The sequence below is a fragment of the Xanthomonas sp. BRIP62411 genome (assembly GCF_003993525.1).
GTDB lineage: Bacteria > Pseudomonadota > Gammaproteobacteria > Xanthomonadales > Xanthomonadaceae > Xanthomonas > Xanthomonas euroxanthea.
In genome coordinates this window covers 141,344-166,358 of the sequence record NZ_QEZI01000018.1, presented here as the reverse complement: position 1 = coordinate 166,358, position 25,015 = coordinate 141,344, and the positions used below count along the sequence as shown (strand labels likewise).

At 65.0% G+C, this 25,015-nt stretch carries 16 protein-coding genes; 12 read left to right on the top strand and 4 right to left on the bottom strand.

Annotated features, from left to right (window positions below):
- The first annotated feature begins 11 nt into the window (after positions 1 to 11).
- The 4 genes from EO139_RS15465 (at position 12) to EO139_RS15450 (ending at position 7,436) form a co-directional block, all read left to right on the top strand.
- Positions 12 to 2,408, top strand: a complete 2,397-nt coding sequence (locus EO139_RS15465; RefSeq protein WP_126971372.1) for an N-6 DNA methylase — start codon at positions 12 to 14, stop codon at positions 2,406 to 2,408.
- Positions 2,408 to 3,781 (top strand): restriction endonuclease subunit S, encoded by a 1,374-nt coding sequence (locus EO139_RS15460; RefSeq protein ID WP_206515152.1) that lies wholly within the window; start codon positions 2,408 to 2,410, stop codon positions 3,779 to 3,781. Before EO139_RS15465 ends, EO139_RS15460 begins: the two co-directional genes overlap by 1 nt.
- A complete protein-coding gene (locus EO139_RS15455) occupies positions 3,768 to 6,842 on the top strand; it encodes a type I restriction endonuclease subunit R (protein WP_126971370.1) in 3,075 nt (1,024 codons plus the stop codon). Before EO139_RS15460 ends, EO139_RS15455 begins: the two co-directional genes overlap by 14 nt.
- 324 nt (positions 6,843 to 7,166) lie before the next feature.
- A complete protein-coding gene (locus tag EO139_RS15450; RefSeq protein ID WP_126971368.1) occupies positions 7,167 to 7,436 on the top strand; it encodes a hypothetical protein in 270 nt (89 codons plus the stop codon).
- A 2-nt stretch (positions 7,437 to 7,438) separates the two neighbouring features.
- Here the strand turns inward: EO139_RS15450 and EO139_RS15445 are convergent, their stop codons facing one another.
- Complete coding sequence (locus EO139_RS15445; RefSeq protein WP_104582370.1) at positions 7,439 to 8,068, bottom strand: TetR/AcrR family transcriptional regulator; 630 nt, start codon at positions 8,066 to 8,068, stop codon at positions 7,439 to 7,441.
- Between the two features lie 173 nt (positions 8,069 to 8,241).
- On the opposite strand from EO139_RS15445, the gene EO139_RS15440 reads away from it, so the two are divergent.
- From EO139_RS15440 to EO139_RS15425, 3 genes are all read left to right on the top strand, one after another.
- Positions 8,242 to 9,030 carry a histidine phosphatase family protein gene (locus EO139_RS15440; protein ID WP_104582371.1) on the top strand — a complete coding sequence of 263 codons (789 nt, stop codon included), beginning with the start codon at positions 8,242 to 8,244 and terminating at the stop codon, positions 9,028 to 9,030.
- Positions 9,030 to 9,899, top strand: a complete 870-nt coding sequence (locus EO139_RS15435; RefSeq protein WP_126971366.1) for an NAD(P)H-hydrate dehydratase — start codon at positions 9,030 to 9,032, stop codon at positions 9,897 to 9,899. The genes EO139_RS15440 and EO139_RS15435 overlap by 1 nt, the downstream gene beginning before the upstream one ends.
- Positions 9,900 to 10,232: 333 nt before the next feature.
- Positions 10,233 to 11,774 carry a glycoside hydrolase family 30 protein gene (locus EO139_RS15425; RefSeq protein ID WP_164739884.1) on the top strand — a complete coding sequence of 514 codons (1,542 nt, stop codon included), beginning with the start codon at positions 10,233 to 10,235 and terminating at the stop codon, positions 11,772 to 11,774.
- A gap of 392 nt (positions 11,775 to 12,166) precedes the next feature.
- On the opposite strand, the gene EO139_RS15420 is transcribed toward EO139_RS15425, so the two are convergent.
- On the bottom strand, positions 12,167 to 13,069 hold the full coding sequence (locus EO139_RS15420) for an SDR family oxidoreductase (protein WP_126971360.1): 903 nt from the start codon (positions 13,067 to 13,069) through the stop codon (positions 12,167 to 12,169).
- 184 nt (positions 13,070 to 13,253) lie between these two features.
- On the opposite strand from EO139_RS15420, the gene EO139_RS15415 reads away from it, so the two are divergent.
- The gene (locus EO139_RS15415) at positions 13,254 to 13,961 is read left to right on the top strand and encodes a DUF429 domain-containing protein (protein WP_126971358.1); all 708 of its coding nucleotides are present in this window, start codon (positions 13,254 to 13,256) and stop codon (positions 13,959 to 13,961) included.
- Position 13,962: 1 nt separating this feature from the next.
- Here the strand turns inward: EO139_RS15415 and EO139_RS15410 are convergent, their stop codons facing one another.
- Positions 13,963 to 16,317 (bottom strand): GH92 family glycosyl hydrolase, encoded by a 2,355-nt coding sequence (locus tag EO139_RS15410; RefSeq protein ID WP_126971356.1) that lies wholly within the window; start codon positions 16,315 to 16,317, stop codon positions 13,963 to 13,965.
- Positions 16,318 to 16,616: 299 nt separating this feature from the next.
- On the opposite strand from EO139_RS15410, the gene EO139_RS15405 reads away from it, so the two are divergent.
- Positions 16,617 to 17,255: an alpha-ketoglutarate-dependent dioxygenase AlkB gene (locus EO139_RS15405; RefSeq protein ID WP_126971354.1), complete on the top strand. Its 639-nt coding sequence runs from the start codon at positions 16,617 to 16,619 to the stop codon at positions 17,253 to 17,255.
- A gap of 450 nt (positions 17,256 to 17,705) precedes the next feature.
- Positions 17,706 to 19,400 (top strand): FAD-dependent oxidoreductase, encoded by a 1,695-nt coding sequence (locus EO139_RS15400; RefSeq protein WP_126971352.1) that lies wholly within the window; start codon positions 17,706 to 17,708, stop codon positions 19,398 to 19,400.
- 192 nt (positions 19,401 to 19,592) lie between these two features.
- Here EO139_RS15400 and EO139_RS15395 read toward each other — a convergent pair whose 3' ends face one another.
- On the bottom strand, positions 19,593 to 20,339 hold the full coding sequence (locus EO139_RS15395) for an EAL domain-containing protein (RefSeq protein ID WP_104582379.1): 747 nt from the start codon (positions 20,337 to 20,339) through the stop codon (positions 19,593 to 19,595).
- 148 nt (positions 20,340 to 20,487) lie between these two features.
- On the opposite strand from EO139_RS15395, the gene EO139_RS15390 reads away from it, so the two are divergent.
- Positions 20,488 to 21,126: an HD domain-containing protein gene (locus EO139_RS15390; RefSeq protein WP_126971350.1), complete on the top strand. Its 639-nt coding sequence runs from the start codon at positions 20,488 to 20,490 to the stop codon at positions 21,124 to 21,126.
- A 1,043-nt stretch (positions 21,127 to 22,169) separates the two neighbouring features.
- The gene (locus EO139_RS15380) at positions 22,170 to 24,713 is read left to right on the top strand and encodes an excinuclease ABC subunit UvrA (RefSeq protein ID WP_126971348.1); all 2,544 of its coding nucleotides are present in this window, start codon (positions 22,170 to 22,172) and stop codon (positions 24,711 to 24,713) included.
- Positions 24,714 to 25,015: the final 302 nt, after the last annotated feature.

The window sequence follows — 25,015 nt, the reverse complement described above, 5'->3', positions numbered from 1 at the left end:
GAACATTATCGATGCAGAAGAAACAACAAGACCAAAGCCAGATCAAGTGGATCTCCGACTTCATCTGGAACATTGCTGACGACCGGCTGCGCGACGTCTACGTGCGCGGCAAGTACCGCGACGTGATCCTGCCCTTCACCGTGCTAAGGCGGCTGGACGCCGTGCTGGAAAGTAAAAAGATCGCGGTACTGGAACGCAAGAAGTTTCTCGACAAACACAAGGTGGCCGAGCAGGATGGCGCGCTGCGCATGGCGGCGGGCCAGGCCTTCTACAACGTTTCTGAATTCACGTTGGCAAAGCTAAAGGCCAGCGCGGCAGGACAGCGCCTACGCGATGACTTCATTGCGTATCTGGACGGCTTCTCGCCCAACGTGCAGGAAATCCTCACCAAGTTCACTTTCCGCAACCAGATCCAGAAGCTGGTGGATTCTCACGTCCTCGGGTACCTGATAGACGACTTCCTCGACCCCGAGGTCAATCTCGCGCCGCTGCCAGTGAAGGATGCAGACGGCCACATCAGGCTACCCGCACTGGACAACCACGGCATGGGCACGGTGTTCGAGGAGCTGATCCGCCGCTTCAACGAAGACAACAACGAAGAGGCAGGCGAACACTTCACCCCGCGTGACGTGGTGCAGCTCATGGCTAAGCTGCTGTTCCTGCCGGTGGCCGATCGCATTGAGTCCAGCACTTATTCGCTCTACGACGGCTCCTGCGGCACCGGCGGTATGCTCACCGTGGCTGAAGAAGCGCTGCACGAACTCGCCGAGCAGCATGGCAAGGAAGTGTCGATCCACCTGTTCGGGCAGGAGATCACCGACGAAACCTACGCCATCTGCAAGGCCGACCTGCTCTTGAAGGGCGAAGGCGCGGAGGCCGAGAACATCGTAGGTGGCGCGGACAAATCCACCCTGTCTGCCGACCAGTTCCGCAGCCGCGAATTTGATTTCATGATCTCCAACCCGCCCTACGGCAAGAGTTGGAAGACCGATCTGGAGCGCATGGGCGGAAAGAAAGAATTCAACGATCCGCGTTTCATTGTTAGCCACGCGGGAAACCCCGAGTTCAAGCTCGTCACTCGCTCCAGTGACGGGCAGCTCATGTTCCAAGTGAACAAGCTGCAAAAGATGAAACACAATACGCCGCTGGGCAGCCGCATTGCGCTGGTGCATAACGGCTCGGCACTGTTCACTGGCGACGCAGGCCAGGGCGAGAGCAACATCCGCCGCTGGGTGTTGGAGAACGACTGGCTCGAAGCCATCATCGCCCTGCCGCTGAACATCTTCTATAACACTGGCATCGCCACCTACATCTGGGTACTGGCTAACAAGAAGGCCGAAGCGCGGCGTGGCAAAGTGCAGTTGATCGACGCATCTCAGTGGTTCCAGCCGCTGCGCCGCAACCTCGGCAAGAAGAACTGCGAACTCTCGGACGGAGACATCCAGCGGATCATCGACCTCTACCTCGGCGAGGCGGAGGAAGCCGCCCAGTCCAAATGGTTCGACACTCAGGACTTCGGTTACTGGAAGATCACCGTCGAGCGCCCGTTGCGCCTGAAAAGCCAGCTCTCAGACGAACGCATCGAGCCCCTGCGGTTTGCCACCGGCGAGGAGGCGCTGCGCGCCGGGATCTACGCCACCCACGGTGAGGCGCTCTACACCGAGTTTGCCAAGCGCAAGCCAGCCATCGAGGCATGGCTGAAGGGCGAGGACGAGAACGAAGACGACGACAGCGAAGACGACGACAGCGAAGACAGAGACAGCGACGATGACGGCGAAGCTCCCGCCGCCCGCAAGGCCGTGCCCGCCAAGCGCCGCAAGAAGCTGCTCGACGCATCGACCTGGCAGCGCGACAAGGGGCTGATGGAGGTGGCGAAGCGGGCGCAGAAGGCACTGGGCAGCGCCGTGTTCGACGACCACAATGAATTCCGCTCCCACTTCGATGCGGCGTGCAAGGCGCAGGGCGACAAGCTCAGTGCGCCGGAGAGGAAGGCTCTCTACAAGGCGGTGAGCTGGCGTGACGAAACCGCGCCCCCGGTCATCGCCAAGCGTAGCAAGCTCAAGGCAGGGGAACTCTTCGAGCCCGGCTTCGATGGCGCGTACCTGGAGACCATGGGCAAGGATCGCTTCATGGTGGAGTACGAACCCGACAGCGAGCTGCGCGATACCGAGCAGGTGCCGTTGAAGGAACCGGGCGGCATCGACGCCTTCTTCGCCCGCGAAGTGCTGCCGCATGCGTCGGATGCCTGGATCGCCACGGACAAGACCCAGATTGGTTACGAGATTTCGTTCGCTCGCTATTTCTACAAGCCCGCGCCGTTGCGCACGCTGGCAGAAATTCGTGCCGACATCCTCTTGCTTGAGCAGCAGAGCGAAGGGTTGCTGCACAAGATTGTGGGGGGCGCGTGATGGCGGTGGCGAGCGCGTACCCGAACTATCGTGCATCCGGCCTGCCTTGGGTTCCTCGGCTGCCAGAGGGTTGGCAGGTGCTGCGAAATGGTCGCCTTTTCGGGCATCGCGTCGAGACGGGCTTTCCCGATCTGCCCATTTTGGAAGTTTCGCTGCGCACCGGTGTGCGTGTGCGTGACATGGAAAACCTGAAGCGCAAGCAGGTGATGAGCCAGAAGGAGAAATACAAACGCGCAGCCAAGGGCGACATTGCCTACAACATGATGCGGATGTGGCAAGGCGCGGTTGGTCCCGCGCCAGTCGATGGTCTGGTCAGCCCGGCCTATGTCGTGGTGAAACCCTACGACGAGGCCAACAGCAGCTACTACAGCTACCTGTTCCGCACGGCGGCCTATATGCAGGAGGTCAACAAGTTCTCGCGCGGCATCGTTGCGGACCGCAACCGGCTGTATTGGGAATCCTTTAAGCAGATGCCATCGCTTGCACCCCCGCGCCCTGAGCAAGACCAGATCATCGCCTATTTGCGCGTGCAGGACGCGCACATCGCCCGCTTCATCAAAGCCAAACGGGATCTGATCAAACTGCTCACAGAGCAGAAGCTGCGCATCATCGACCACGCCGTCACTCGCGGCCTTGATGCATCGGTGGAACTGAAGCCTTCCGGGATCGAATGGCTGGGTGAGGCGCCGAAGCATTGGGAGCTGCGGCGTTTGAAGTTCCTCGCCAATAACCTTACGAACCAGACCACGACGAAGGCAAACGACGAAATCTATCTGGCGCTGGAACACGTCGAAAGCTGGACGGGCGTGGCCAGACCGCTGGAAGGCGATGTCGAGTTTGCGAGCACGGTAAGAAGGTTTGTCACCGACGACGTTCTCTTCGGCAAGCTCCGCCCCTACTTGGCGAAGGTAACGCGCGCTGTTCGTGCAGGCGTGTGCGTCAGTGAGTTCCTCGTTCTCAGGTCGCGCAAGGAGCTGGTGCTGCCCGCGTATCTTGAGCAGCTATTGCGCTGTAAGCGCGTCATTGACCTCATCAACAGTTCCACGGCAGGCGCGAAGATGCCGCGCGCGGACTGGACGTTCATTGGTAACGTGCGATTGGCCGTTCCGCCTGTCGATGAGCAACAAGACATTCTGTCGTTCATTTCCATCGAAACGAAGGGCTTGGACGAAACCGTCCGACGAGCCAACGACGAGATAAAGGTGATCCTCGAATACCGCGACCGCCTTATTGCCGATGTAGTCACCGGCCAAATGGACGTGCGCGGCTGGCAGCCCGGCCCGGAGGACGTGGTGGACGACGCGGCCCTGGCCGCGCTCGGCGATGAAAACGAAGATGTGACCGAAGAGGAGGATGCCGATGGCGAAGACTGACACCAGCGAGCGCTGGTTCGAGGCGCGCGTGGTACGCGGCCTGACCGGTGTGCCGCAGCCCGAGTACCGCCATGCGCTGGCCCCCACGGACTTCTCCGCCACCCACAACGGCTACGTGCAGGGCAAGCCCACCGACTACAACCGCGACGTGGCGCTGGATGTGGCCCAGTTGCTGGCCTTCCTGCAGGCTACCCAACCCAAGGTGGTGGACACGCTGGAACTGGCGGTGGACGGCATCAAACGCACCCAGTTTCTGCACCGGCTACAGGGCGAGATCACCAAGCGCGGCGTGGTGGATGTGCTGCGCAAGGGCGTGAGCCACGGGCCGGTACACATCGACCTCTACAAGCTGCTGCCCACGCCGGGCAACGCTGCCGCTGCGGACGCCTTCGGCAAGAACATCTTCAGCGTCACCCGGCAGCTGCGCTACAGCAACGATTCTGGCAATGAACTGGACTTGGGCGTCTTCATCAACGGCCTGCCGGTGCTGACCTTCGAGTTGAAGAACTCGCTGACCAAGCAGACCCTGGCCGACGCCATTGTCCAGTACCAGACCACGCGCAGCCCGCAGGAACTGCTGTTCCAGTTGGGCCGTTGCGTCGCGCACATCGCGGTCGATGACGCGGAGGCCGCGTTCTGTACCGAACTGCAGGGCAAGGCCTCGTGGTTCCTGCGGTTCAACCAGGGCTGGAACAGCGGCGCGGGCAACCCGCCCAATCCGGATGGTCTGAAGACCGATTACCTGTGGAAGCAGGTGTTGACCCGCGAGTCGCTGGCCAACATCATCGAGAGTTACGCGCAGGTGGTGGAAGAGGAAGAAGCGGACGCCAGCGGCAAGAAACGCAAGAAGCGCAAGCAGATCTTTCCGCGCTTCCACCAGTTGCGCACGGTGCGCGCCCTGCTGCGCCGCGCCCATGCCGATGGGGTGGGCAAGCGTTATTTGATCCAGCATTCGGCAGGCAGCGGCAAGAGCAACACGATTGCCTGGCTGGCGCACCAGTTAGTTGAGCTGCGCCGCAAGGACACCCCGCTGACGGCGCAGTTCGATTCCATCATCGTCATCACTGACCGGCGCGCGCTGGACACGCAGATCGCCCGCACCATCAAGGGTTACGACCATGTGGCGGCGATCTTCGGCCACTCTGACAATGCGCAGGAGCTGCGCGACTACCTGCGCCGGGGCAAGAAGATCATCGTCACCACGGTGCAGAAATTTCCGTTCATCCTTGATGAACTAGGCGACCTCTCCGGCAAGAGTTTCGCGCTGCTGATTGACGAGGCGCACTCCAGCCAAGGCGGCAAGACCACGGCGCGGATGCACGAAGCCCTCGGCGGCAAGCTTGTCGAGGAGGAGTTCGAGGAGGACAGCACTCAGGATGCGGTCAATGCGGAAATCGAGAGGCGTATCGCCTCGCGCAAGCTGCTGGTCAACGCCAGCTACTTCGCGTTTACTGCCACGCCCAAGAACAAGACGCTGGAGTTGTTCGGCGAGAAGATCCTCGTCGGCGACAAGGTGCAGTTCCGCTCGCCCGAAGAATTGACCTATACCACCAAGCAGGCAATCCAAGAGAAGTTCATCCTCGATGTGGTGGAAAACTACACCACCTACGACAGCTTCTACCAAGTGGCCAAGACGGTGGAGGACGACCCGGAATTCGACAAGGTAAAGGCGCTGAAAAAAATCCGCCACTACGTCGAATCTCACGATAAGGCCATCCGCCGCAAGGCTGAGATCATGGTCGATCACTTCATTGCACAGGTCGCCGGCAAGCAGAAGATCGGCGGCAAGGCACGGGCGATGATCGTGTGCAACGGCATCGCGCGGGCCATCGACTACTGGCGTGAGGTGTCGGACTACCTCACGCAGATCAAGAGCCCGTACAAGGCCATCGTGGCTTACTCGGGTGACTTTGAGATTGGTGGCCAGAAGAAGACGGAGGCGGATCTCAACGGCTTTCCGAGCAAGGACATTCCGGCCAATCTCAAACAAGACTCATATCGCTTCCTGATCGTTGCCAACAAGTTCGTCACCGGCTTCGATGAGCCCTTGCTGCACACGATGTACGTGGACAAGCCGTTGGCGGGCGTGCTGGCGGTACAGACGTTGTCACGCCTGAATCGCGCGCACCCGCAAAAGCACGACACTTTCGTGCTCGACTTCGGGGACAACGCCGAGGCAGTGAAGGCGGCGTTCCAGGACTACTACCGCGCTACCATCCAGACCGGCGAAACCGATGCCAACAAGCTGCACGACCTGAAGACCGAGCTCGACGGGCAGCAGGTATATAGCTGGCAGCAGGTGGAAGACTTGGTGGCGCTATACGTAGGCGGTGCAGACCGGGACAAACTCGACCCGATCCTCGATGCTTGCGTGGCCGAATACGCCGACAAGCTCGGCGAGGACGATCAGGTCAAGTTCAAGGGTAAAGCCAAGACGTTCGTGCGCAGCTACGGCTTTCTTGCCGCGATCCTGAGCTACGGCCACCCGACGTGGGAAAAGCTGTCCATCTTCCTGAACTTCCTCATTCCCAAGCTGCCCGCGCCCAAAGAGGAAGACCTCTCCAAGGGGGTGCTGGAGACCATTGACATGGACAGTTACCGGGTGGAGGCCAAAGCGGCATTGAAGATGGCGATGGCCGATGCTGATGCCACGGTCGAGCCAGTACCGCCGGGTGGCGGTGGTGGCAAGGGCGAGGCAGACATCGACAAACTCTCCGCGATCCTCAAAACCTTCAACGACTTGTTCGGCAACATCGAGTGGAAAGACGAGGACAAGATCCGCAAAGTTATCGCCGAGGAAATCCCGGCGCGCGTGGCGAAGGACAAGGCGTATCAGAACGCACAGGCGAACTCCGACAAGCAAAACGCCAAGCTGGAGCATGACAAGGCGCTCAACCGCGTGGTGCTGGAGCTGCTGTCGGACCACACGGAGCTATTCAAGCAGTTCAGCGACAACCCCAACTTCAAGCGTTGGCTGACCGATATGGTCTTCGATTCGACGTATCACCAAGGATCTCCGTCGCCAGGTGCTTCTTTACAGCAAGGAGCGTCACCGCAGTAACGGATCAGGCTGATTTGGTGCCCGCATATCTGTAAATTCTGGTTTGACTTAGCACCTTGACGCGTCACCCAAACAGGTAGCAAAATTACTAAACGGAGCCTCGAAACTCCGCTAACAGCGGTACCCACCTCCGACAAACCGGTGGGTTTTTTGTGCCTGCGTGTTTTGCAGGCGCAACCGACGCGATGCCTGCGTCGGGAGGGCGGTGAATACAACACCCGCAAGGGGAATAAGCCCGCCGGCTGTTAGCGGTTTCGAGCCTCCCGACTTCCCGTCCGTCGCCTTGCGGCGGGCGGGTTGATTCCATGGAATGAGGAGCAGGCCATGTCGGACGTTGTACGCGATATGCATTCACACCCAGGCTACTACCTGCCAGAAGGCGCGCAATACCGTTTGCAGCAACTGCGCGACCACATGCGCTTTCTGGCGCGTCTGGCGCAGCCACGCACGCAGGCCGAAGAGCAGGCGCGGCAGCCAGCCATCTGCATGGACGAGTTGGCGTTTTGTCTGGAGCTGCTTGCCGATCAGATGACCCATGCGCTGAAGCAGATGCAGTGGCCGGCGAGTTTGGAAGACCAGGCGGAAAGTGGCTGACGCTACACCGGCGCAGACTTCAAAATCCCCGACAGACTCTCCCGCAGGATCAGCTGCAGATGCATGCGGTTGAGTTCCATGCCGCTGGTCATCACGCTATGCAGGCCGCCGCACATGGCGGCGACGGCGAAGACGCGGGCCTGGAATTCCTGTTCGCTGCTGGCCGGGTCGGCGTGGCCGCGGAGCAGGCGCTTGAGCAGGGCGCTGAGGTGTTCGATCAGCGATGCGCTCTGCCGGCGCATGAAGGCGGCCAGCACCGGGTCGCGCAGGGTGGCCAGGTGCAGTTCCAGGTCGATGCGGGTGCGCTTGATGTTGATTTCCTGCAGCAGCCATTCCTCGAGCAGGCCGGCGATGAAATCCACCACGTGCACGTTGGCCGGGCGTTCCACCAGCCACATCTGGCGGATGGCGCGCATGTAGTTGCGCTCCAGCAGTGCGCGCACCAGCGCGTCCTTGTCTTCGAAGCGTTGCAGCAGGCTGCCGCAGCTGACCCTGGCGCGCTCGGCGATCAGTTCGAAACTGGTGGCGCCCAGGCCGATGGCGTCGATGCACTGCTCGGTGGCGTCCAGCACCTCTTCCAGCAGCAGTTCTTCGCGCTCTTTTGCCGTGCGCAGCAACAGGACGTTGGACATGGGCGGCGGGTCGGTGGGGGGCTGCAGTATAGCGGCGCGGCGTTCGTCGTCCGTTGCGTTCGCTTGTTGCTGTGACATCAGTCATGGATGCGCGTGCGTATTGAAACGCCGGTCACGGATGCGCTGGTCGACCATGTTTTCACGGCGGCTGTGCGACATGTGAGGTCGACGTTGTGCAGGAGAAGCATGTGAGTGAGAACAGTGCGGTAGCCGGTGTCTCGGCGCAGTGGCCGGCGCGGTTGTGGGTGGTGCGGCATGGGCAGAGCGCGGGCAACGTGGCGCGTGATCTGGCCGAGTCCAACGGGGCGGCCTTGATCGACCTGGAGCACCGCGATGCGGATGTGCCGTTGTCGGACCTTGGCGAGCGCCAGGCCGAGGCGCTGGGAGCGTGGATGGCCGGCCTGCCCGAGCAGGAGCGCCCGACGCTGATCCTGAGTTCCACCTACATACGTGCGCGCCAGACCGCCGCCGCGGTGGCGCGTGCGCTGGGGCAGCCGGCCGAGTCGGTCAGCGTGGACGAGCGTTTGCGCGAGAAGGAATTCGGCGTGCTCGACCGCTACACCACGGCCGGCATTCTTGCGACCTTTCCGGAGCTGGCCGAGCAGCGCAAGCTGGTGGGCAAGTTCTACTTCCGCCCGCCCGGTGGCGAGAGCTGGTGCGATGTGATCTTCCGCCTGCGCGGGGTGGTGGGCGACCTGCAGCGCAACCATGTGGGCGCGCGGGTGCTGATCGTGGGGCATCAGGTGATCGTCAACTGCTTCCGCTACCTGATCGAGCGGATGGACGAGGCCACCATCCTGGGCATCGACCGCGAAGGTGATGTGCCCAATTGCGGCGTCACCGAGTATGCGGCTGCGGCCGATGGGCAATCGCTGGAGTTGCTGCGTACCAAGTTCGTGCCGCCGGAGCTGGCCGACGAGCCGGTGACCACCGAGTCCGACCGCCCGGCCGGGGCGCGCTGATGGCCGCCCCGCGCATGCGCATGCTCACCGCCGCGGCCTTGCGGTCGATGCCGTTGCCGGCCCCGGGGGGCGACAAGGAGCAGCGTGGGCGCGTGTTGATCGTGGGTGGCTCGATGCGCGTGCCGGGCGCGGTGCTGCTGGCCGGCGAGGCGGCGCTGCGCACCGGTGCCGGCAAGCTGCAGATTGCCACCGCCGCCAGTGTGGCGCCGGGCATGGCCTTGGCGGTGCCGGAGGCGCTGGTGCTGGGGCTGGCGCAGAACGGCCAGGGCGAGATCGTGCGCGGGCACCGCGCACTGGATGGGGCGATGGCGGCCTGCGATGCGGCAGTGATCGGGCCGGGCATGGCGTCGTCGGCCACCACCACGGCGATGGTCAGGCGCGCTGCCGAGCAGGCGGTGTGCACCTTGGTGCTGGATGCCGGTGCGTTGTCGCGCGGTTTGCGTGCGCCGATCGGGCGGCCGTTCGTGCTGACGCCGCATGCGGGCGAGATGGCGACCCTGGCCGGCGACGACAAGGCAGCGGTGGAAGCGGCGCCGGGGGAGTACGCGCTGAAGTTTGCGCAGAAGCTGCGCAGCGTGGTGATCGTCAAGGGTGCGGACAGTTTCATTGCCGGGCCGGATGGTGCGTTGTGGATGCATCGCGGGGGGGCATCCGGGTTGGGCACGTCCGGGTCTGGCGATGTCCTGGCGGGATTGATTGCCGGCTTTGCCGCGCGCGGCTGCGATGCGTTGGGCGCTGCGCTATGGGGCGTGTTTGTGCATGCGGCGGCGGGCAGGCAGTTGGCCAAGCGGATCGGGCCGGTGGGGTTTTTGGCGCGGGAGCTTGGGTTGGAAGTGCCTGGGATTCTGGATCGGTTAGCGCGCCGCTGATCGACGCTCGTCGCGGTAATGCCGCGCGCAGACCAAAAGCCCTGTCCAGCGGGAGAGGGTTGGGGTGAGGATACGTTTGCTGGAGTCGTGGGGCTGTCTTTCCAGTTGGGGTTTAGGTTGTTGCCTTGATTGCAGGGGGCGGGTTGCACTCTTGGCAGACGTACCCTCATCCGGCCCTTCGGGCCACCTTCTCCCGAGGGGAGAAGGGAAAGTCCGGCGATGGAAGGATGCATGGTTGCGCTCGTTTGTTGCGCGATGTTGCGCCGCGTTGGTCGGTTAGGCTTGGTCACCAACCTGGGAGGGTGCACGGTGAAGCGAGCGATTGCGTGGTCGATGGTGGGGGTTCTGGGAGTTTGGGGTGCTGCGACTGAAACGGTGTTGGCATCTGTAGCAACAGCAGCAACAGCAACAACGCCGATTCCGGCGCCGGCATCGACGGCATCTGCATCCACGCCCGCATCGAAGACGGTGGAAGCTGCAGTTGCGGATGCTGCTGCACCAGCAGCACCCGTCGGTGCACTACGCGTTTACACCTCCGCCCAAGGCGCAACGCAGCAGATGCGTGTCAGCACTGTCGATGCGCCCAGGGCCGGACATGCGTTGACCGAGAAGGAGAACTCCATCTTCGTCAATCCGCAGCGGCGCTTCCAGGAGGTGCTGGGCATCGGCGGGGCAATCACCGATGCCAGTGCCGAGACCTTCGCCAAACTGCCCAAGCCTGCGCAGCGCGCATTGCTCACTGCCTATTACGACCCGGAAAAGGGCATCGGCTATACGCTGGCGCGTACCACCATCCACAGCTCGGATTTCAGCAGCGGCAGCTACACCTACATCAAGGAAGGCGATGCGGCACTGAAGAGCTTTTCGGTCAGGCACGATGAGCGTTATCGCATTCCGATGCTGCGCCAGGCCATCGCGGCGGCCGGCGGCACATTGACGACATTTGCCAGCCCGTGGAGCGCGCCGGCCTTCATGAAAGACAGCAACAACATGCTCAAGGGCGGCAAGCTGCTGCCCGCGTATGCGCAGGCCTGGGCCACCTACTACACGCGCTTCATTGCGGCCTACGAAAAGGCCGGTATCCTGATCTGGGGCATCAGCCTGCAGAACGAGCCGATGGCGGTGCAGACCTGGGAGTCGATGGTGTTTTCCGCCGAGGAAGAGCGCGACTTTCTGAAAAATCATCTTGGTCCGACGATGGAGCAGGCGGGCTATGGCGACCGCAAGATCATCGTATGGGATCACAACCGCGACATGATGCTGCACCGCGCGCACGTGATCTTCGACGACCCGGACGCGGCGAACTACGCGTGGGGCATGGGCTTCCATTGGTACGAGACCTGGGCCGGGTTCGCGCCGATGGTGGAGAACGTGTCTGCGGTGGCGCAGGCGTACCCGGACAAGCCGCTGTTGCTGACCGAAGCGGCGGTGGAAAAGTTCGACCCGGCAAAGCTGCAGTACTGGCCCAACGGCGAGCGCTATGGCACTGCCATCATCAACGACCTCAATCATGGGGCGGTGGGCTGGACGGACTGGAACATCCTGCTCGACGAACATGGCGGGCCGAACCATGTGGGCAACTACTGCTTTGCGCCGGTGCATGCCGATACGCGCACCGGCGAGGTGATCTATACGCCGAGCTATTGGTATATCGGCCACTTTTCCAAGTTCATCCGCCCCGGTGCGCGGCGGGTGAGTGCGGCCAGCAGCCGCAGCAATCTGGCAACGACGTCGTTTCTCAATACCGATGGCAGCCTGGCGACGGTGGTGATGAATGCCAGCGACGTGGCGATCCGCTACAACCTGTATGTGGGCGCCGCGTCCAGTGAGTTGGAGATCCCGGCGCATGCGATCCAGACGGTGGTGATGCAGTAAGCGCGAACTGTGGGCGGAGTTTTAGTAGAGATTGCGTACCCTCATCCGCCCTTCGGGCACCTTCTCCCGGGGGAGAAGGGGGCTTACGAGTGCTCGTAGCCAGCGTTGCGTCGCCGGTCGGACCACCGTGCGTGTACGTCCCACTGATGCGTCACCCGTCGATACCGTTGCCGGTACCAAGAACGCCACCGAAGAGACGCCGTCAAAGAAACCCGCCGAAGAAACCCGCCGAAGAAACGCCACCGAAGACGCCACCGAAGAAACGCCGCCGAAGAAATGCCACCGAAGAAATGCCACCGAAGAAATGCCACCGAAGAAATGCCGATCGCTGCGCACGCAGCGATCGGCGGGGCCCTGGTGGCGCTGGGCTGGAAACGCGTTCTCTGGGCTGCTCAGGACAGCAACAAACCGCCGGTGGCGCCGAACACTTCGCCGGTGACGTAGCTGGATTCCTGCGAGGCCAGGATGACGTACAGCGGCGCCATTTCCACCGGCTGGCCGGCACGCTTGAGCGGGGTTTCCGAGCCGAACTCGGGAATCTTTTCCGGCGGCTGGCCGCCGCTGGGCTGCAGCGGGGTCCACACCGGGCCGGGTGCGACCGCGTTGACGCGGATGCCCTTGTCGGCGACCTGCTGGGCCAGGCCCTTGGTGAAGTTGACGATGGCGGCCTTGGTGGAGGCATAGTCCAGCAGCGTCGGTGAGGGCTGGTAGGACTGGATCGAGCCGGTGTTGATGATGGATGCGCCCGGCGGCAGGTGCGGGATGGCCGCCTTGCACAGCCAGAACATCGCGTACACGTTGGTCTTGTAGGTGGCGTCGAACTGCTCGGTGGTGATGTCGGCGATGTCTTTCATCGCGGTCTGCTTGCCGGCGATGTTGACCAGCAGATCCAGCCCACCGAGCTCCTTGACCGCGCGTGCCACCAGTTCGTTGCAGAACGCTTCGTCCTTCAGGTCGCCGGGGATGCTGATCGCCTTGCGGCCTTCGGCCTCGATCAACTTCACCACTTCCGCAGCGTCCTGTTCTTCTTCCGGCAGATAATTGAGCACGATGTCCGCGCCTTCGCGCGCGTAGGCGATTGCAGTGGCGCGGCCAATGCCCGAGTCGGCGCCGGTGATCAGCGCCTTGCGGCCCTTCAGGCGGCCAAAGCCCTGGTAGCTCTGCTCGCCGTGGTCGGCCTTGGGTTGCAATGCGTGGATGGTGCCCGGCGCTTCCTGGGTCTGCTCGGGGAACTTGGGCTGCGGAAACTGGGTGAGCGGGTTCTGCATTTCGTACTGGTTCTTGGTGATGGGCATGCGCTGGCTCCTGCAGTGGGGGATGGCAGGGCCGCAGCGTGCTGCGGCCGATGCAGTGCAGTCTGGAAACCACGGCGATGCGTGCGGGTGAACGAATGTTGTGCATGATGTGAACGCGCCAAGCAGATGGCGTGCGTGCGGTGCTGCTGCGCCGTGCACGCAGGCCGCGACCGGGAGGACCGCAATGCAGTGTGTAGGGATCGATGGCGCCGGCAGCGGCTGGCTGGCGGTGTGGCAGGCCGGCGATGGATTGCAGTTTGCTGGCTACCCCACGGTGGCCGCGGTGGCGAGCGCATTTGGGGACGTCGCCGTGCTGGGCGTGGACATTCCGATCGGCTTGAGCGAGCACGCGCCCCGCGCTGCGGATGTGCAGGCGCGGCGCTTTGTGGGTGGGCGCCGCGCATGCAGCATCTTTGCCGCGCCCTTGCGCGGCATGCTGCATGCACCCACGCAGGTGGAAGCGTCTGCGTTGCATCGGGTGCTGGATCACGACGGCCAGCGTGGCTTTGGCGTGCAGTCGTTTGCGCTGCTGTCGAAGATTCGCGCCTGGGACGATGCCTTGCGCGCCGATCCGGCGTGGGCGGAGCGCGTGTTCGAGGTGCACCCGGAAGTGTCGTTCGCCGTGCTCGCCGGCGGGCACGGCCTGGCGGCGGGCAAGAAGAGCAGCGCGGGCCACCAACAGCGCGCCGCCTTGCTGGGCCAGTGCTATGGCGCCAGGCAGGTGGCCGCGTTGCTGGAGCGCGTGCCGCGTGCGCTGGCCAAGCCGGACGATGTGCTGGATGCCCTGGTGGCCTGCTGGAGCGCGCAGCGCATTGCCGCAGGTACCGCCGGCAGCCTGCCGGCGGTGGTGGAGCGCGATGCCTGCGGGCTACGCATGGGCATCCACTACTGACTCAGCGCGTCTGCGTCGACATCGAATACGGCCGCTGCGCCGGATCGGTGGCCCATTGCGTGTTCGGCGTGGCCTGCATGCGGAAGCGCAGTTCGCCGCCGGCCTGAATTTCTTCATGCGTGAGGTAGGCGCGGGTCAGCGGCTGGCCGTTGAGGGTGACGCTGCCGACGTAGCTGCGCGCCTTGCTCAGGCCATCGGCGATCACGCTGAAGCGCTTGCCATTGGGCAGCTTGAGCGTGGCGCGCGGCAGGAACGGGCGGCCGATGATGTACTGGTTGCTGCCCGGTGCCACCGGATAGAAGCCCAGCGTGGTGAACACGTACCAGGCCGACATCTGGCCGAGGTCGTCGTTGCCAGCCAGGCCTTCGGGGCCGGCGTGGTATTGGGTGTCCATGATCTGGGTCAGCCGCGCCTGGGTGCGCCAGGGCTGGCCGGCGTAGGCGTACAGATAGGCGACATGGTGACTGGGCTCGTTGCCGTGCGCATACCAGCCGATCAGGCCGGTGATGTCTTCCATATGCGCGAACACCTTGGGGTCGACCTTGGCATCGAACACCGCATCCAGGCGCGCGAGCAGCTTGTCGTCGCCGCCATGTGCGGCGGCAAGCCCGGCGACGTCCTGTGGCACATACCAGGAGTATTGCCAGGCATTGCCTTCGGTGTAGTCGCTGCCGTAGCCGCTAGTGGATGGATCGAATGGTTCGCGGAAGTTGCCGGCACGGGTACGCGCGCGCATGTAGCCAGTGGCCGGGTCGAAGGCGTGCTTCCAGTTGCCGGCGCGCTTGCTGAATTCTGCGGCGATGGCGGGCTTGCCGAGCTTGTCGGCCATGCGCGCGATGGTCCAGTCGTCGAAGGCGTATTCCAGCGTCTTGGACGCGGCTTCGCCTTCTTCGTCGATGGGCACGTAGCCCAGCTCGCGGTACTGCGCGATACCGTCGTAGGGGCCGTAGTTGGCGCTGGCGACCATGGCATCGAGCGCTTCGTCGGCATCGAAGCCGCCGATGCCTTTCATGTAGGCATCGGCGATGACCGGCACGGCGTGGTAGCCGATCATGCACCAGGTTTCCAGGCCGTGGAACGCCCAGACGGGCAGGATGCCGTAGGCGCTCTCGCGGCGCGAGGCGAGCAATGAATTGACCATGTCGCTGCTGCGTTGCGGCGGCTGCACCAGGGTCAGCAGCGGATGCAGTGCGCGGTAGGTGTCCCACAGCGAAAAGGTGGAGTAGTTGGTCCAGCCACGCGCCTGATGCACGGCATTGTCCGGCCCGCGGTACTGGCCATCGCTGTCCATGAACAGGGTGGGGCCGAGCAGGGTGTGATACAGCGCGGTGTAGAGCTGGGTGCGTTGTTGCGGCGTGCCTTGCGCGTCGATCGCCGACAGCGCCTGTGTCCATTGCGCGCGCGCATCGGCGCGCACGCGGTCGAAATCGAAGCCCGGCACCTCCGCGTCGAGATTGGCGATGGCGCCGGCCTCGCTGACCGGCGACAGCGCAACCTTGACCACCAGCGGCGTGCCATCGTTGGCGACGTCGAACACGCCGACCAGCTGCCGGCCTTCGATCTGTGCGCGCTGCGCGGGGTTCTTCTCGCCCGGCGGCGGAAAGCCCTTGTACGGGACGTCCTGCTCGGTGTCGTGCAACTGCGTGGCGGTGAGTGGGCGCGAAAAGCGCATGGCGAAGTACAGCTGGCGGCCGGGTGCCCAGCCGCGGGTTTCGCGAAAGCCGGTCACGGTGCCATCGCCGCGTACGCGCAGCCGCGACCACTGCACCTTGCCGGGGTAGTCGTACAGGCTGGTGCGCAGGTCCACCAGTACATGCGCCGGCGTGCCCTTGGGGAAGGTGTAGCGATGCACACCCACGCGCGCACTGGCGGTGAGTTCGGCGCGGATGTTGCGGTCTTTCAAGGTCACCGCGTAGTAGCCGGGCTGCGCCTGCTCGCTGGCGTGGTCGAACTGCGCGGTGTAGCCGCTGCCCGGTGTGGCGACATCGCCGCGTTCGAGCTTGACCTGGCCGGTTTGCGGCATCAGCAGGACATCGCCCAGGTCCGAATGCCCGGAGCCGGAAAAGTGCGTATGCGAGAAGCCGACAATCGTGCTGTCGCCATGACGGTAACCGGCGGCCCAGCCATAGGCCTCCTTGCGCGGCTTGATCTGCGTGTCCGGACTCAGCTGCACCATGCCGAACGGCAGCGTGGCGCCGGGATAGGTGTGGCCTTCGCCACCCGTGCCGATGAACGGGTCCACCGCGCTGAAGCCCGCGTCGTCCGCGCGTGGCGCCGCGCTGCCGGCGAAGCTGACGCAGGCGGCAAGCAACGCCAGCCAACGCAGGGGAGAGAAGGCGATTGAGCGATGCTGCATGCGAACGGTTCCAGGCGGATGCAGCGCCGGACCGTAGCACAGCTGTCGGGCCTGATCGCATGGCGTCCATGCCTGCATCGTTGAGCTCGCTAACCCGTGCGCGGGCCGCGGTGGGCGCTGGACGCGTGTGGTCGCCAGCCTTGCGCGCCGGAGGCTGCGGGTGCGCAGGTCGGTTGCCCTGATGCACGCAACAAGGCCTTGCAGCAGATGCGAGACAGCGTGCACCAGCACTGCTCCGGTCGCAGGCAAGCGCATCGCCCGGCTGCTGAAATCGCGCAAACCGTCCGCATATCACCCCGATGGATCTGTTCGATGCTCCCACCGCGCCGGTGCAGCTGCTGCACGATGCGCAAGGCGGCGTGCGCTATTGGCCGCAGCTGCTGGCGCCTGCCGTGGCGCAGCAGTGCTTTGCCGCGCTGCGCCAGGCGACCGACTGGCGCAGCCAGCGCCGCGAGATGTACGACCGTGTGGTCGAGGTGCCGCGCCTGCTGGCCTCGTATCGGCTGGATGCGCCGCTGCCGCCCGGGCTGCCGCTGCAGGCGCTGCTCGCTGCGGTGCAGGCCGTGTTGCCTGCCCCGTACAACGCCGTGGGCCTGAATCTGTATCGCGATGGCCGCGACAGCGTGGCGATGCATCACGACAAGCTGCAGACGTTGCTGGCGCCGTATCCGATTGCATTGGTGTCGCTGGGCGCCACGCGGCGGATGCAGCTGCGCGCAAAGGACGGCAACACGCGTGCGATCGCTGTGGAACTGGCGCCCGGGAGCCTGCTGGCGATGAGTCATGCCTCGCAACTGAGCCACGAGCACGGCATTGCCAAGACCGCACGTGCGGTGGGCGAGCGCATCAGTGTGGTGTTTCGCGTGCGCCCGGCCGAGCGCATGGCCGCCGGCCAGCACGGGCCGCACTGGGAGCCGCTGCAACCGGCGCGTGGCTGAGAAGGCGTGGTGCACGTTTGTCGGCATGCTGCGGAGCAAGCGGAGCAAGCGGAGTAACCAGAGCAACCCGAGCAACAGCAGCAACAGGAGTAACCGGAGCAACCGGAGCAACCGGAGCAACCGGAGCAATCGGAGCAATCGGAGCGTTCGAGCGCTGCGTACCGGCAGCGGCTCCAGGGCCGTGTTCGCTTGGCGGCCAGCGCAGCGGCTGCGTCAGTTACGTTCTGCGCGCACGGTTGCGGCTGGTCGTGCCGATCGCCGCCGGTGAGCGTGCGATGCGCTGACACCTGTGTGATGCGTTGTGCCTGCGCGAACACCGCACTGGCGCACCCACCCGTGCCGCGCGCGTATGCGCGCTCTGTCGCGCCCGGCATGGCCCATTCGGGTGATTGCCATCGCCCTCACGGCTGGCCATGCTTGCATGTACTCCCCCCTCAGCGTCGCCCCTCCATGTCCCTGGCCGATACCCGCCACCATCAGATGTTTCCCGAGCTGGACTCGGGCCAATTGGCGATCACGCGGCGTTTTGCCAGCGGGCCGGCGCAGCGTTTTGCTGCCGGCGAGATCGTCTTCGACGTGGGCGATGCGCACGCGCCGGTGTGGGTGGTGCTGGAAGGCGCCATCGAAGTGGTCCGGCGCGACGGGCTGGGCAACGAAAAGCCGGTCACCTCGCACACGCCCGGGCAGTTCACCGGTGAGGTGAGTCAACTCGCCGGGCGCGCGTCGCTGGCCGGCGGACGTGCCGGGCCGCAGGGCTGCCTGGCGCTGCCGTTCGACACCGCGCATCTGCGCGCGCTGATGATCAGCTCGGCCGAAGTGGGCGAGGTGGTGATGCGTGCGTTGATCCTGCGCCGGGTCGGCCTGATCGAAGGCGATGCCTCCGGCTCGGTGCTGATCGGCGAGCCGGACGATCCGCATCTGACCCGGTTGCAGGGCTTTCTGACCCGCAACGGGTACCCGAACACGGTGATCGATGCCTCCAACGAGGAAGGCCGCGCGTTGGTGCAGCGCTTCGGCATCCAGGAGCAGGAGTTGCCGGTGATGGTGTGCCCCAGCGGGCGGGTGCTGCGCCAACCCAGCGATGCCGAGGCAGCGCATTGCCTGGGCATGACCCCGGACATCGACCCGGACAAGCGCTACGACGTGGCGATTGTCGGTGCCGGCCCGGCCGGCCTGGCGACGGCGGTGTACGCGGCGTCCGAAGGCCTGTCGGTGCTGGTGCTGGACCAGCGCGCCATCGGCGGGCAGGCCGGCGCCTCGGCACGGATCGAGAACTACCTGGGCTTTCCGACCGGTATTTCCGGCCAGGCGCTGGCCGGGCGCGCCTACAACCAGGCGTTGAAATTCGGCGCCGAGCTGGCGATTCCGATCGAGGCCGGCACGCTGGAATGCGGGCGCGACGATGGCGCGCTGAAGCTGGATCTGGCCGACGGCAAGCAGCTGCTGGCCAGCACCGTGGTGATCGCCTCGGGCGCGCGTTACCGGCGTCCGGAGATCGACGGGCTGGAGCGTTTCGAAGGCCATGGCGTGTCGTACTGGGCCTCGCCGGTGGAAGCGCGGCTGTGCGAGGGCGGGGTGGTGGCGCTGGTGGGCGGCGGCAATTCCGCCGGCCAGGCGGTGGCGTTCCTGGCACCGCGGGTGAAGGAGCTGCACCTGATCATTCGCGGCGAAGGGCTGGAATCGTCGATGTCGCAATATCTGATCGACCGCATCGCCGTGCTGCCGAACGTGCAGCTGCATGCCGGCACCGAAGTGTCCGCGCTGGAGGGCGATCCGGAGCGTGGTCTGCAGGCGGCGGTGTTGCGCACGCGCGCCGACGGGCAGACCACGCGGGTGGAGTTGCGGCATCTGTTCCTGTTCGTCGGCGCCGACCCCAACACCGGTTGGCTGCAGCAATGTGTCGAGATGGACAAGCGCGGTTTCGTCGTCACCGGCAACGCGCGTGGGGATGGCGTGCCGGCCTGCCTGCCGCTGGAAACCAACCGCCCCGGCGTGTTCGCCATCGGCGATGTGCGGGCCGGCTCGGTCAAGCGGGTGGCCGCGGCGGTGGGCGAAGGCGCGGCGGTGGTCGCGCAGATCCATCAGTACCTGGCACATCAGGCCAACCCGGTGCCGGCTTCCGAGCTGGCCAGCGCTGGGGAATAGGGAGTTGGGAATCGGGAATTGGAAGAGCGAGTGCTTTTGGCGGCTCGATTCCTCCATTCCTTGGCCATCCGGCTGTTACCACTCGGTGCGCGCGATCTGAGGTCGTTGGCTCCACGCCTCGTCACACTGCGTGCGCCGGCAGCTGCCGGGCCGCAGCGGAGCTACACGCTGGCGTGGTGGCGCGCCTGACGCCTAGTCTGGCCAATGCACCTGCGGCAGTTCGCCGATCTGCGGGCGGGCGAACAGGTAGCCTTGCTGCAGGTGGATGCCCATGTCGCGCAGGGCGCGGCATTCGTCCGGGTGTTCGATGCCTTCGGCGATGACGGCGATCCCGAGTTCTTCGCACATGCGGGTGGTGTGGCGGACGATGGCCTGGCGGCTGCGGTCGGCGTCGATGCCGCGCACCAGGGCGATGTCCAGCTTGAGCAGGTCCGGCTGGAAGTCGGCCAGCAGGCCGAGTCCGGAATAGCCGGCGCCGAAGTCGTCGATGGCGGTCTTCAGGCCGCGTGCCTGGTAGGTGCGCATGATGTCGAGCAGATGCGCCGGCTCGGCCAGGTGTTCCTGTTCGCTGACCTCGAAGATGATGGCGTCCAGTGGCCAGCCGTACTGCGCGGTGGCCGAGAGCGTGGCGCGCAGGCAGTGTTCGGGGTTGTAAACCGCATTGGGCATGAAGTTGATCGACAGCAAGGCCGGCAGCGGGATCTGCGCGGCACATTCGATCGCCTTGATGCGGCAGGCCTGGTCGAAGGCGTAGCGGTTGCGCTCATCCACGGCGGCCAGGATGCTGCCGGCCGATTCGCCATTGACCCCGCGCACCAGCGCTTCGCCGGCGTAGATGCTGCGGGTGGACACGTCCACGATCGGCTGGAACGCCATGGTGATGGCGGTGGGAAAGTCCTGGCCGTCGCGGCAGGCGTTGCAAACGGGAAGCGTGGGCATGGCTGGGCAATCGTGCGGCGTGGGGTGAGCCTAGCGGTATCGGCCGCAACGCCGCGTCATTGAGTCTGCACACGCATCCTCGCGCCATCCTCACCCGGCGCGTCACCGCGCTCGGCGATAATGCCTCCTCGCTCGCATCGGACGCCCCATGACCGCTCTCACCGAACGTTACGCCCTGGCCGTGGATTACGCGCGCATCGCCCATGCCGGGCAGGTGCGCAAGGGCACGCAGATTCCGTATCTGAGCCACTTGCTGGGGGTGTCCACGCTGGTGCTGGAATGCGGCGGCGACGAAGAACAGGCCATTGCCGGGCTGCTGCACGATGTGGTGGAAGATTGCGGCGGCGGCCATGAAGCTTCGATCCGCGCGCAGTTCGGCGATGCGGTGGCCGACATCGTGATGGCATGCACCGATGCCACCGCCGAAGACAAGGCCGAGGTGGACAACACCGACAGCGCACGCAAACGCGACTGGCGCGAACGCAAGCTGGCCTATCTGGACCACCTGCGCAACACGCCCGAGCGCGCCCTGCTGGTGTCCGGCTGCGACAAGCTCTATAACGCGCGCACCATCGTGCAGGACCTGGAAAACCCGGATGTGGGCCAGGACATCTTCAACGTGTTCACCGCCGGGCGCGCCGGCACGCTGTGGTATTACGGCGAGCTGGAAGCGATCTTCCGCACGCGCGATGCCGCCACCGCGCGGTTGTTCACTGGCGTGGTGACACGCATGCAGGCCTTGGCCGAGACCGGCGAGCAGCCGGTGCCGGCGCACGCGCTGGGCTGATCGCGTTTTACGCAGCTGATCTGCGACCTGGCAGCAGGGCCCTTGCCCGCCAGCTATCGCGGAACACGTCTCTGTAGGCGCTTACGCGGGATCCATGCCGCGTAGGTAGCTTGAATGAATGCGTGATTGTTGGGTGATAGGGCTGCGGCCTGGCTGCAGGGCCCTTGCCCGCCCACCATCGCGCGACACGCCGCAAGTACGTCCATGTAGGCTCTGGCGCGGCATCCATGCCGCTCAAGGTCCCGCGACGGTGAGCGGGCAAGGACCAGTCGAGATGGTCGGTATGCGCAGTTACAAGCAGGGCATGGCGTGCGTTGTTCGAATTAGGTGCGTCCGACCAGTTCCCCTGCGCAAGCCGAGCGAAACGCTTTCAATAAAATAGCCGACTAACTTCCTGTTGCGTTGTCCTTCCTGGTGCGGTGCCCTTGCCGGTTGCGGGACCGTGTGGCGGCATGGATGCCGCCACGGAGCCCCCAGGGACGGATTCACGGCGTGTCCCGCAAGCGGTGAGGGCACCGCGCCCTCGACGCTGCGCGTTGGCTGCAGGGCCCTTGCCCGCCCACCATCGCGGGACACGCCGCAAGTACGTCCATGTAGGCTCTGGCGCGGCATCCATGCCGCTCAAGGTCCCGCGACGGTGAGCGGGCAAGGACCAGTCGAGATGGTCGGTATACAAGCAGGGCATGGCGTGCGCTGTTCGAATTAGGTGCGTCCGACCAGTTCCCTGCGCAAGCCGAGCGAAACGCTTTCAATAAAATAGCTGACTAACTTCCTGGTGCGGTGTCCTTCCTGGTGCGGTGCCCTTGCAGGTTGCGGGACCGTGTGGCGGCATGGATGCCGCCACCGAGCCCCCAGGGACGGGTTCACGGCGTGTCCCGCAACCGGTGGGGCGCTCTCGACGCTGCGCGTTTGCTGCAGGGCCCTGGATTGACGCATGTCAAGGCGATCAGCGTCAGGCGCCGCAGCACTGGCCGTTGCCCCTGACATCGGCTGCATGCGTCCCGCGCTAGGCTAGTGCGTTGTCGAATGTCGGTCTGGTGGTCATGTCCAATCCAATCTCGTCATCCTCCGGCCTGGTGCGCGTGCGCGGTGCGCGCGAGCACAACCTCAAGAACGTGGACGTGGACATCCCGCGCGATGCGCTGGTGGTGTTCACCGGTGTGTCCGGTTCGGGCAAGTCGTCGCTGGCGTTCGGTACCGTGTTCGCCGAAGCGCAGCGGCGCTACCTGGATTCGATCTCGCCATATGCGCGGCGCCTGATCGACCAGGTCGGCGTGCCGGAAGTGGATTCCATCGAGGGCCTACCGCCGGCGGTGGCCTTGCAGCAGGCGCGCGGCGCGCCGAGTGCGCGCTCGTCAGTAGGCAGCGTCACCACCATCTCCAATTCCCTGCGCATGCTGTATTCGCGTGCGGGCAGCTATCCGCCGGGGCAGGACATCATCTACGCCGACGGCTTTTCGCCCAATACCCCCGCCGGTGCCTGCCCGACCTGCCACGGCCTGGGGCGCATCTACGATGCGACCGAAGCGACCATGGTGCTGGATCCCACGCTGAGCATCCGCGATCGCGCGGTCGCCGCTTGGCCGGGTGCCTGGCATGGCCAGAACCTGCGCGACATCCTCACCACGCTGGGCCACGACGTTGATCTGCCGTGGCACAAGTTGCCGAAGAAAACCCGCGACTGGATCCTCTACACCGACGAGCAACCGGTGGTGCCGGTGTATGCCGGCTACAGCCTGGACGAGGTCAAGCGCGCGCTGCGCCGCAAGGAGGAGCCCAGCTACATGGGCACCTTCACCAGTGCGCGGCGCTATGTGCTGCACACCTTTGCCACCACGCAGAGCGCGCAGATGAAAAAGCGCGCGGCGCAGTATCTGATCAGCACGCAGTGCCCGCAGTGCGACGGCAAGCGGCTGCGGCGCGAAGCGCTGTCGGTGACGTTTGCGGGCCTGGACATCGGCGAGCTGTCGCGGCGGCCGCTGGACGAGGTGGCCGACTTGCTGCGCCCGGCTGCCGAAGCTGCCGATGGCCAGCGCAAGCGCAACGACAAGCGCAGGCAGGCCGACACGCATCCCGAGCAGGCGATCGCCGCGCAACGCATCGCCGCCGACCTGCGCGCGCGGATCGCCGTGGTGCAGGCGCTGGGCCTGGGTTATCTCAGCCTGGAGCGCAGCACACCGACGCTGTCGCCGGGCGAGCTGCAACGGCTGCGGCTGGCCACGCAGATCCGCTCGCAGCTGTTCGGCGTGGTGTATGTGATGGACGAGCCATCGGCCGGCCTGCACCCGGCCGATGCGCAGGCCTTGCTGGGCGCGCTGGATCAGCTCAAGGCCGCGGGCAATTCGGTATTCGTGGTCGAACACGAGGTGGATGTGATCCGCCACGCCGACTGGATCGTCGATGTCGGCCCGGCGGCCGGCGTGCACGGCGGGCAGGTGCTGTACAGCGGCCCGCCGGCGGGACTGGAGCAGGTGGAAGCCTCGTCCACGCGCCGCTACCTGTTCGGCACCCCGCCGCAGGTGCACAGCCACGCGCGTGCGGCCACCGGCTGGCTGCAGCTGCGCGGCATCACCCGCAACAATGTGCGCGACCTGGATGTGGACCTGCCGCTGGGTGTGTTCACCACGGTGACTGGCGTGTCCGGCTCGGGCAAGTCGTCGCTGGTGAGCCAGGCGTTGGTGGAATTGCTCGGCGCCCATCTTGGACAGGCGCAGGCAGAGGACGACGAAGCGCTGGATCCGCTGGAGCGCGGCACGCAGGTGCCGCTGGGCGGCGCGATCGTCGGCGGGCTCGACCAGGTGCGGCGTCTGGTGCGTGTGGATCAAAAGCCGATCGGCCGCACGCCACGCTCCAATCTGGCCACCTACACGGGCCTGTTTGACCCGGTGCGCAAGTTGTTTGCGGCCACACCGGCCGCGCGCCGCCGCCGTTACGACCCGGGGCAGTTTTCATTCAATGTCGCCAAGGGCCGCTGCGCCACCTGCGAGGGCGAGGGCTCGGTGCACGTGGAATTGCTGTTCATGCCCAGCGTCTACGCGCCATGCCCCACCTGCCACGGCGCGCGCTACAACGCCAAGACCCTGGAGATCGCGCTGCGTGGCCACACCATTGCGCAGGTGCTGGAGATGACGGTGGACCAGGCCGCCACATTCTTTGCCGACGATGCCAGCGTGTTGCGCCCGCTGCAGGTGTTGCGCGAAGTGGGGCTGGGCTACCTGCGGCTTGGCCAGCCGGCCACCGAACTGTCCGGTGGCGAGGCGCAGCGCATCAAGCTGGCGACCGAACTGCAACGCGCGCAGCGACGCGACACCGTGTACGTGCTGGACGAGCCGACCACCGGCCTGCATCCGGCCGACGTGGATACCTTGATGCGGCAGCTGCAAGGCCTGGTGGAAGCCGGCAATACGGTGATCGTGGTCGAACACGACATGCGCGTGGCCGCCAGCAGCGATTGGGTGCTGGACATGGGGCCGGGCGCGGGCGGTGCGGGTGGCGCCGTCGTGGTGGCCGGTGCGCCGGAGGCTGTCGCGCGGCAGCGTGGCAGCCGCACCGCGCCGTTCCTGGCGCAGGTGCTGCGCGGGGAATAAGCGTGGCGAATAACCCTTTTCGAACGTCGTGGCGATGGCGGGAACGTGTTGGCCAGACGTGCCTTCGATGACGAGTGAATCGATGTCGGCATGGCAGCGAGATTGCTCGCATCGCAGAGAACCGATCAGACCGTACTGCCTCTGATCGCATCGCATCGCATCGCAGGGCCGTACGGCAGGCACGGCGCGTCCATGCGCACCGACCATCTTGACTGGTCCTTGCCCGCCTACCGTCGCGGGACCTTACGCGGCATGGATGCCGCGTAAGAGCCTACATGGACGTACTTGCGGCGTGTCCTGCG

Coding starts and splice junctions, on each gene's coding strand:
- EO139_RS15465 (WP_126971372.1), top strand. CDS start 12: ATGCAGAAGAAACAACAAGACCAAAGCCAGATCAAGTGGATCTCCGAC.
- EO139_RS15460 (WP_206515152.1), top strand. CDS start 2,408: ATGGCGGTGGCGAGCGCGTACCCGAACTATCGTGCATCCGGCCTGCCT.
- EO139_RS15455 (WP_126971370.1), top strand. CDS start 3,768: ATGGCGAAGACTGACACCAGCGAGCGCTGGTTCGAGGCGCGCGTGGTA.
- EO139_RS15450 (WP_126971368.1), top strand. CDS start 7,167: ATGTCGGACGTTGTACGCGATATGCATTCACACCCAGGCTACTACCTG.
- EO139_RS15445 (WP_104582370.1), bottom strand. CDS start 8,068: ATGTCCAACGTCCTGTTGCTGCGCACGGCAAAAGAGCGCGAAGAACTG.
- EO139_RS15435 (WP_126971366.1), top strand. CDS start 9,030: ATGGCCGCCCCGCGCATGCGCATGCTCACCGCCGCGGCCTTGCGGTCG.
- EO139_RS15425 (WP_164739884.1), top strand. CDS start 10,233: ATGGTGGGGGTTCTGGGAGTTTGGGGTGCTGCGACTGAAACGGTGTTG.
- EO139_RS15420 (WP_126971360.1), bottom strand. CDS start 13,069: ATGCCCATCACCAAGAACCAGTACGAAATGCAGAACCCGCTCACCCAG.
- EO139_RS15415 (WP_126971358.1), top strand. CDS start 13,254: ATGCAGTGTGTAGGGATCGATGGCGCCGGCAGCGGCTGGCTGGCGGTG.
- EO139_RS15410 (WP_126971356.1), bottom strand. CDS start 16,317: ATGCAGCATCGCTCAATCGCCTTCTCTCCCCTGCGTTGGCTGGCGTTG.
- EO139_RS15405 (WP_126971354.1), top strand. CDS start 16,617: ATGGATCTGTTCGATGCTCCCACCGCGCCGGTGCAGCTGCTGCACGAT.
- EO139_RS15400 (WP_126971352.1), top strand. CDS start 17,706: ATGTCCCTGGCCGATACCCGCCACCATCAGATGTTTCCCGAGCTGGAC.
- EO139_RS15395 (WP_104582379.1), bottom strand. CDS start 20,339: ATGCCCACGCTTCCCGTTTGCAACGCCTGCCGCGACGGCCAGGACTTT.
- EO139_RS15390 (WP_126971350.1), top strand. CDS start 20,488: ATGACCGCTCTCACCGAACGTTACGCCCTGGCCGTGGATTACGCGCGC.
- EO139_RS15380 (WP_126971348.1), top strand. CDS start 22,170: ATGTCCAATCCAATCTCGTCATCCTCCGGCCTGGTGCGCGTGCGCGGT.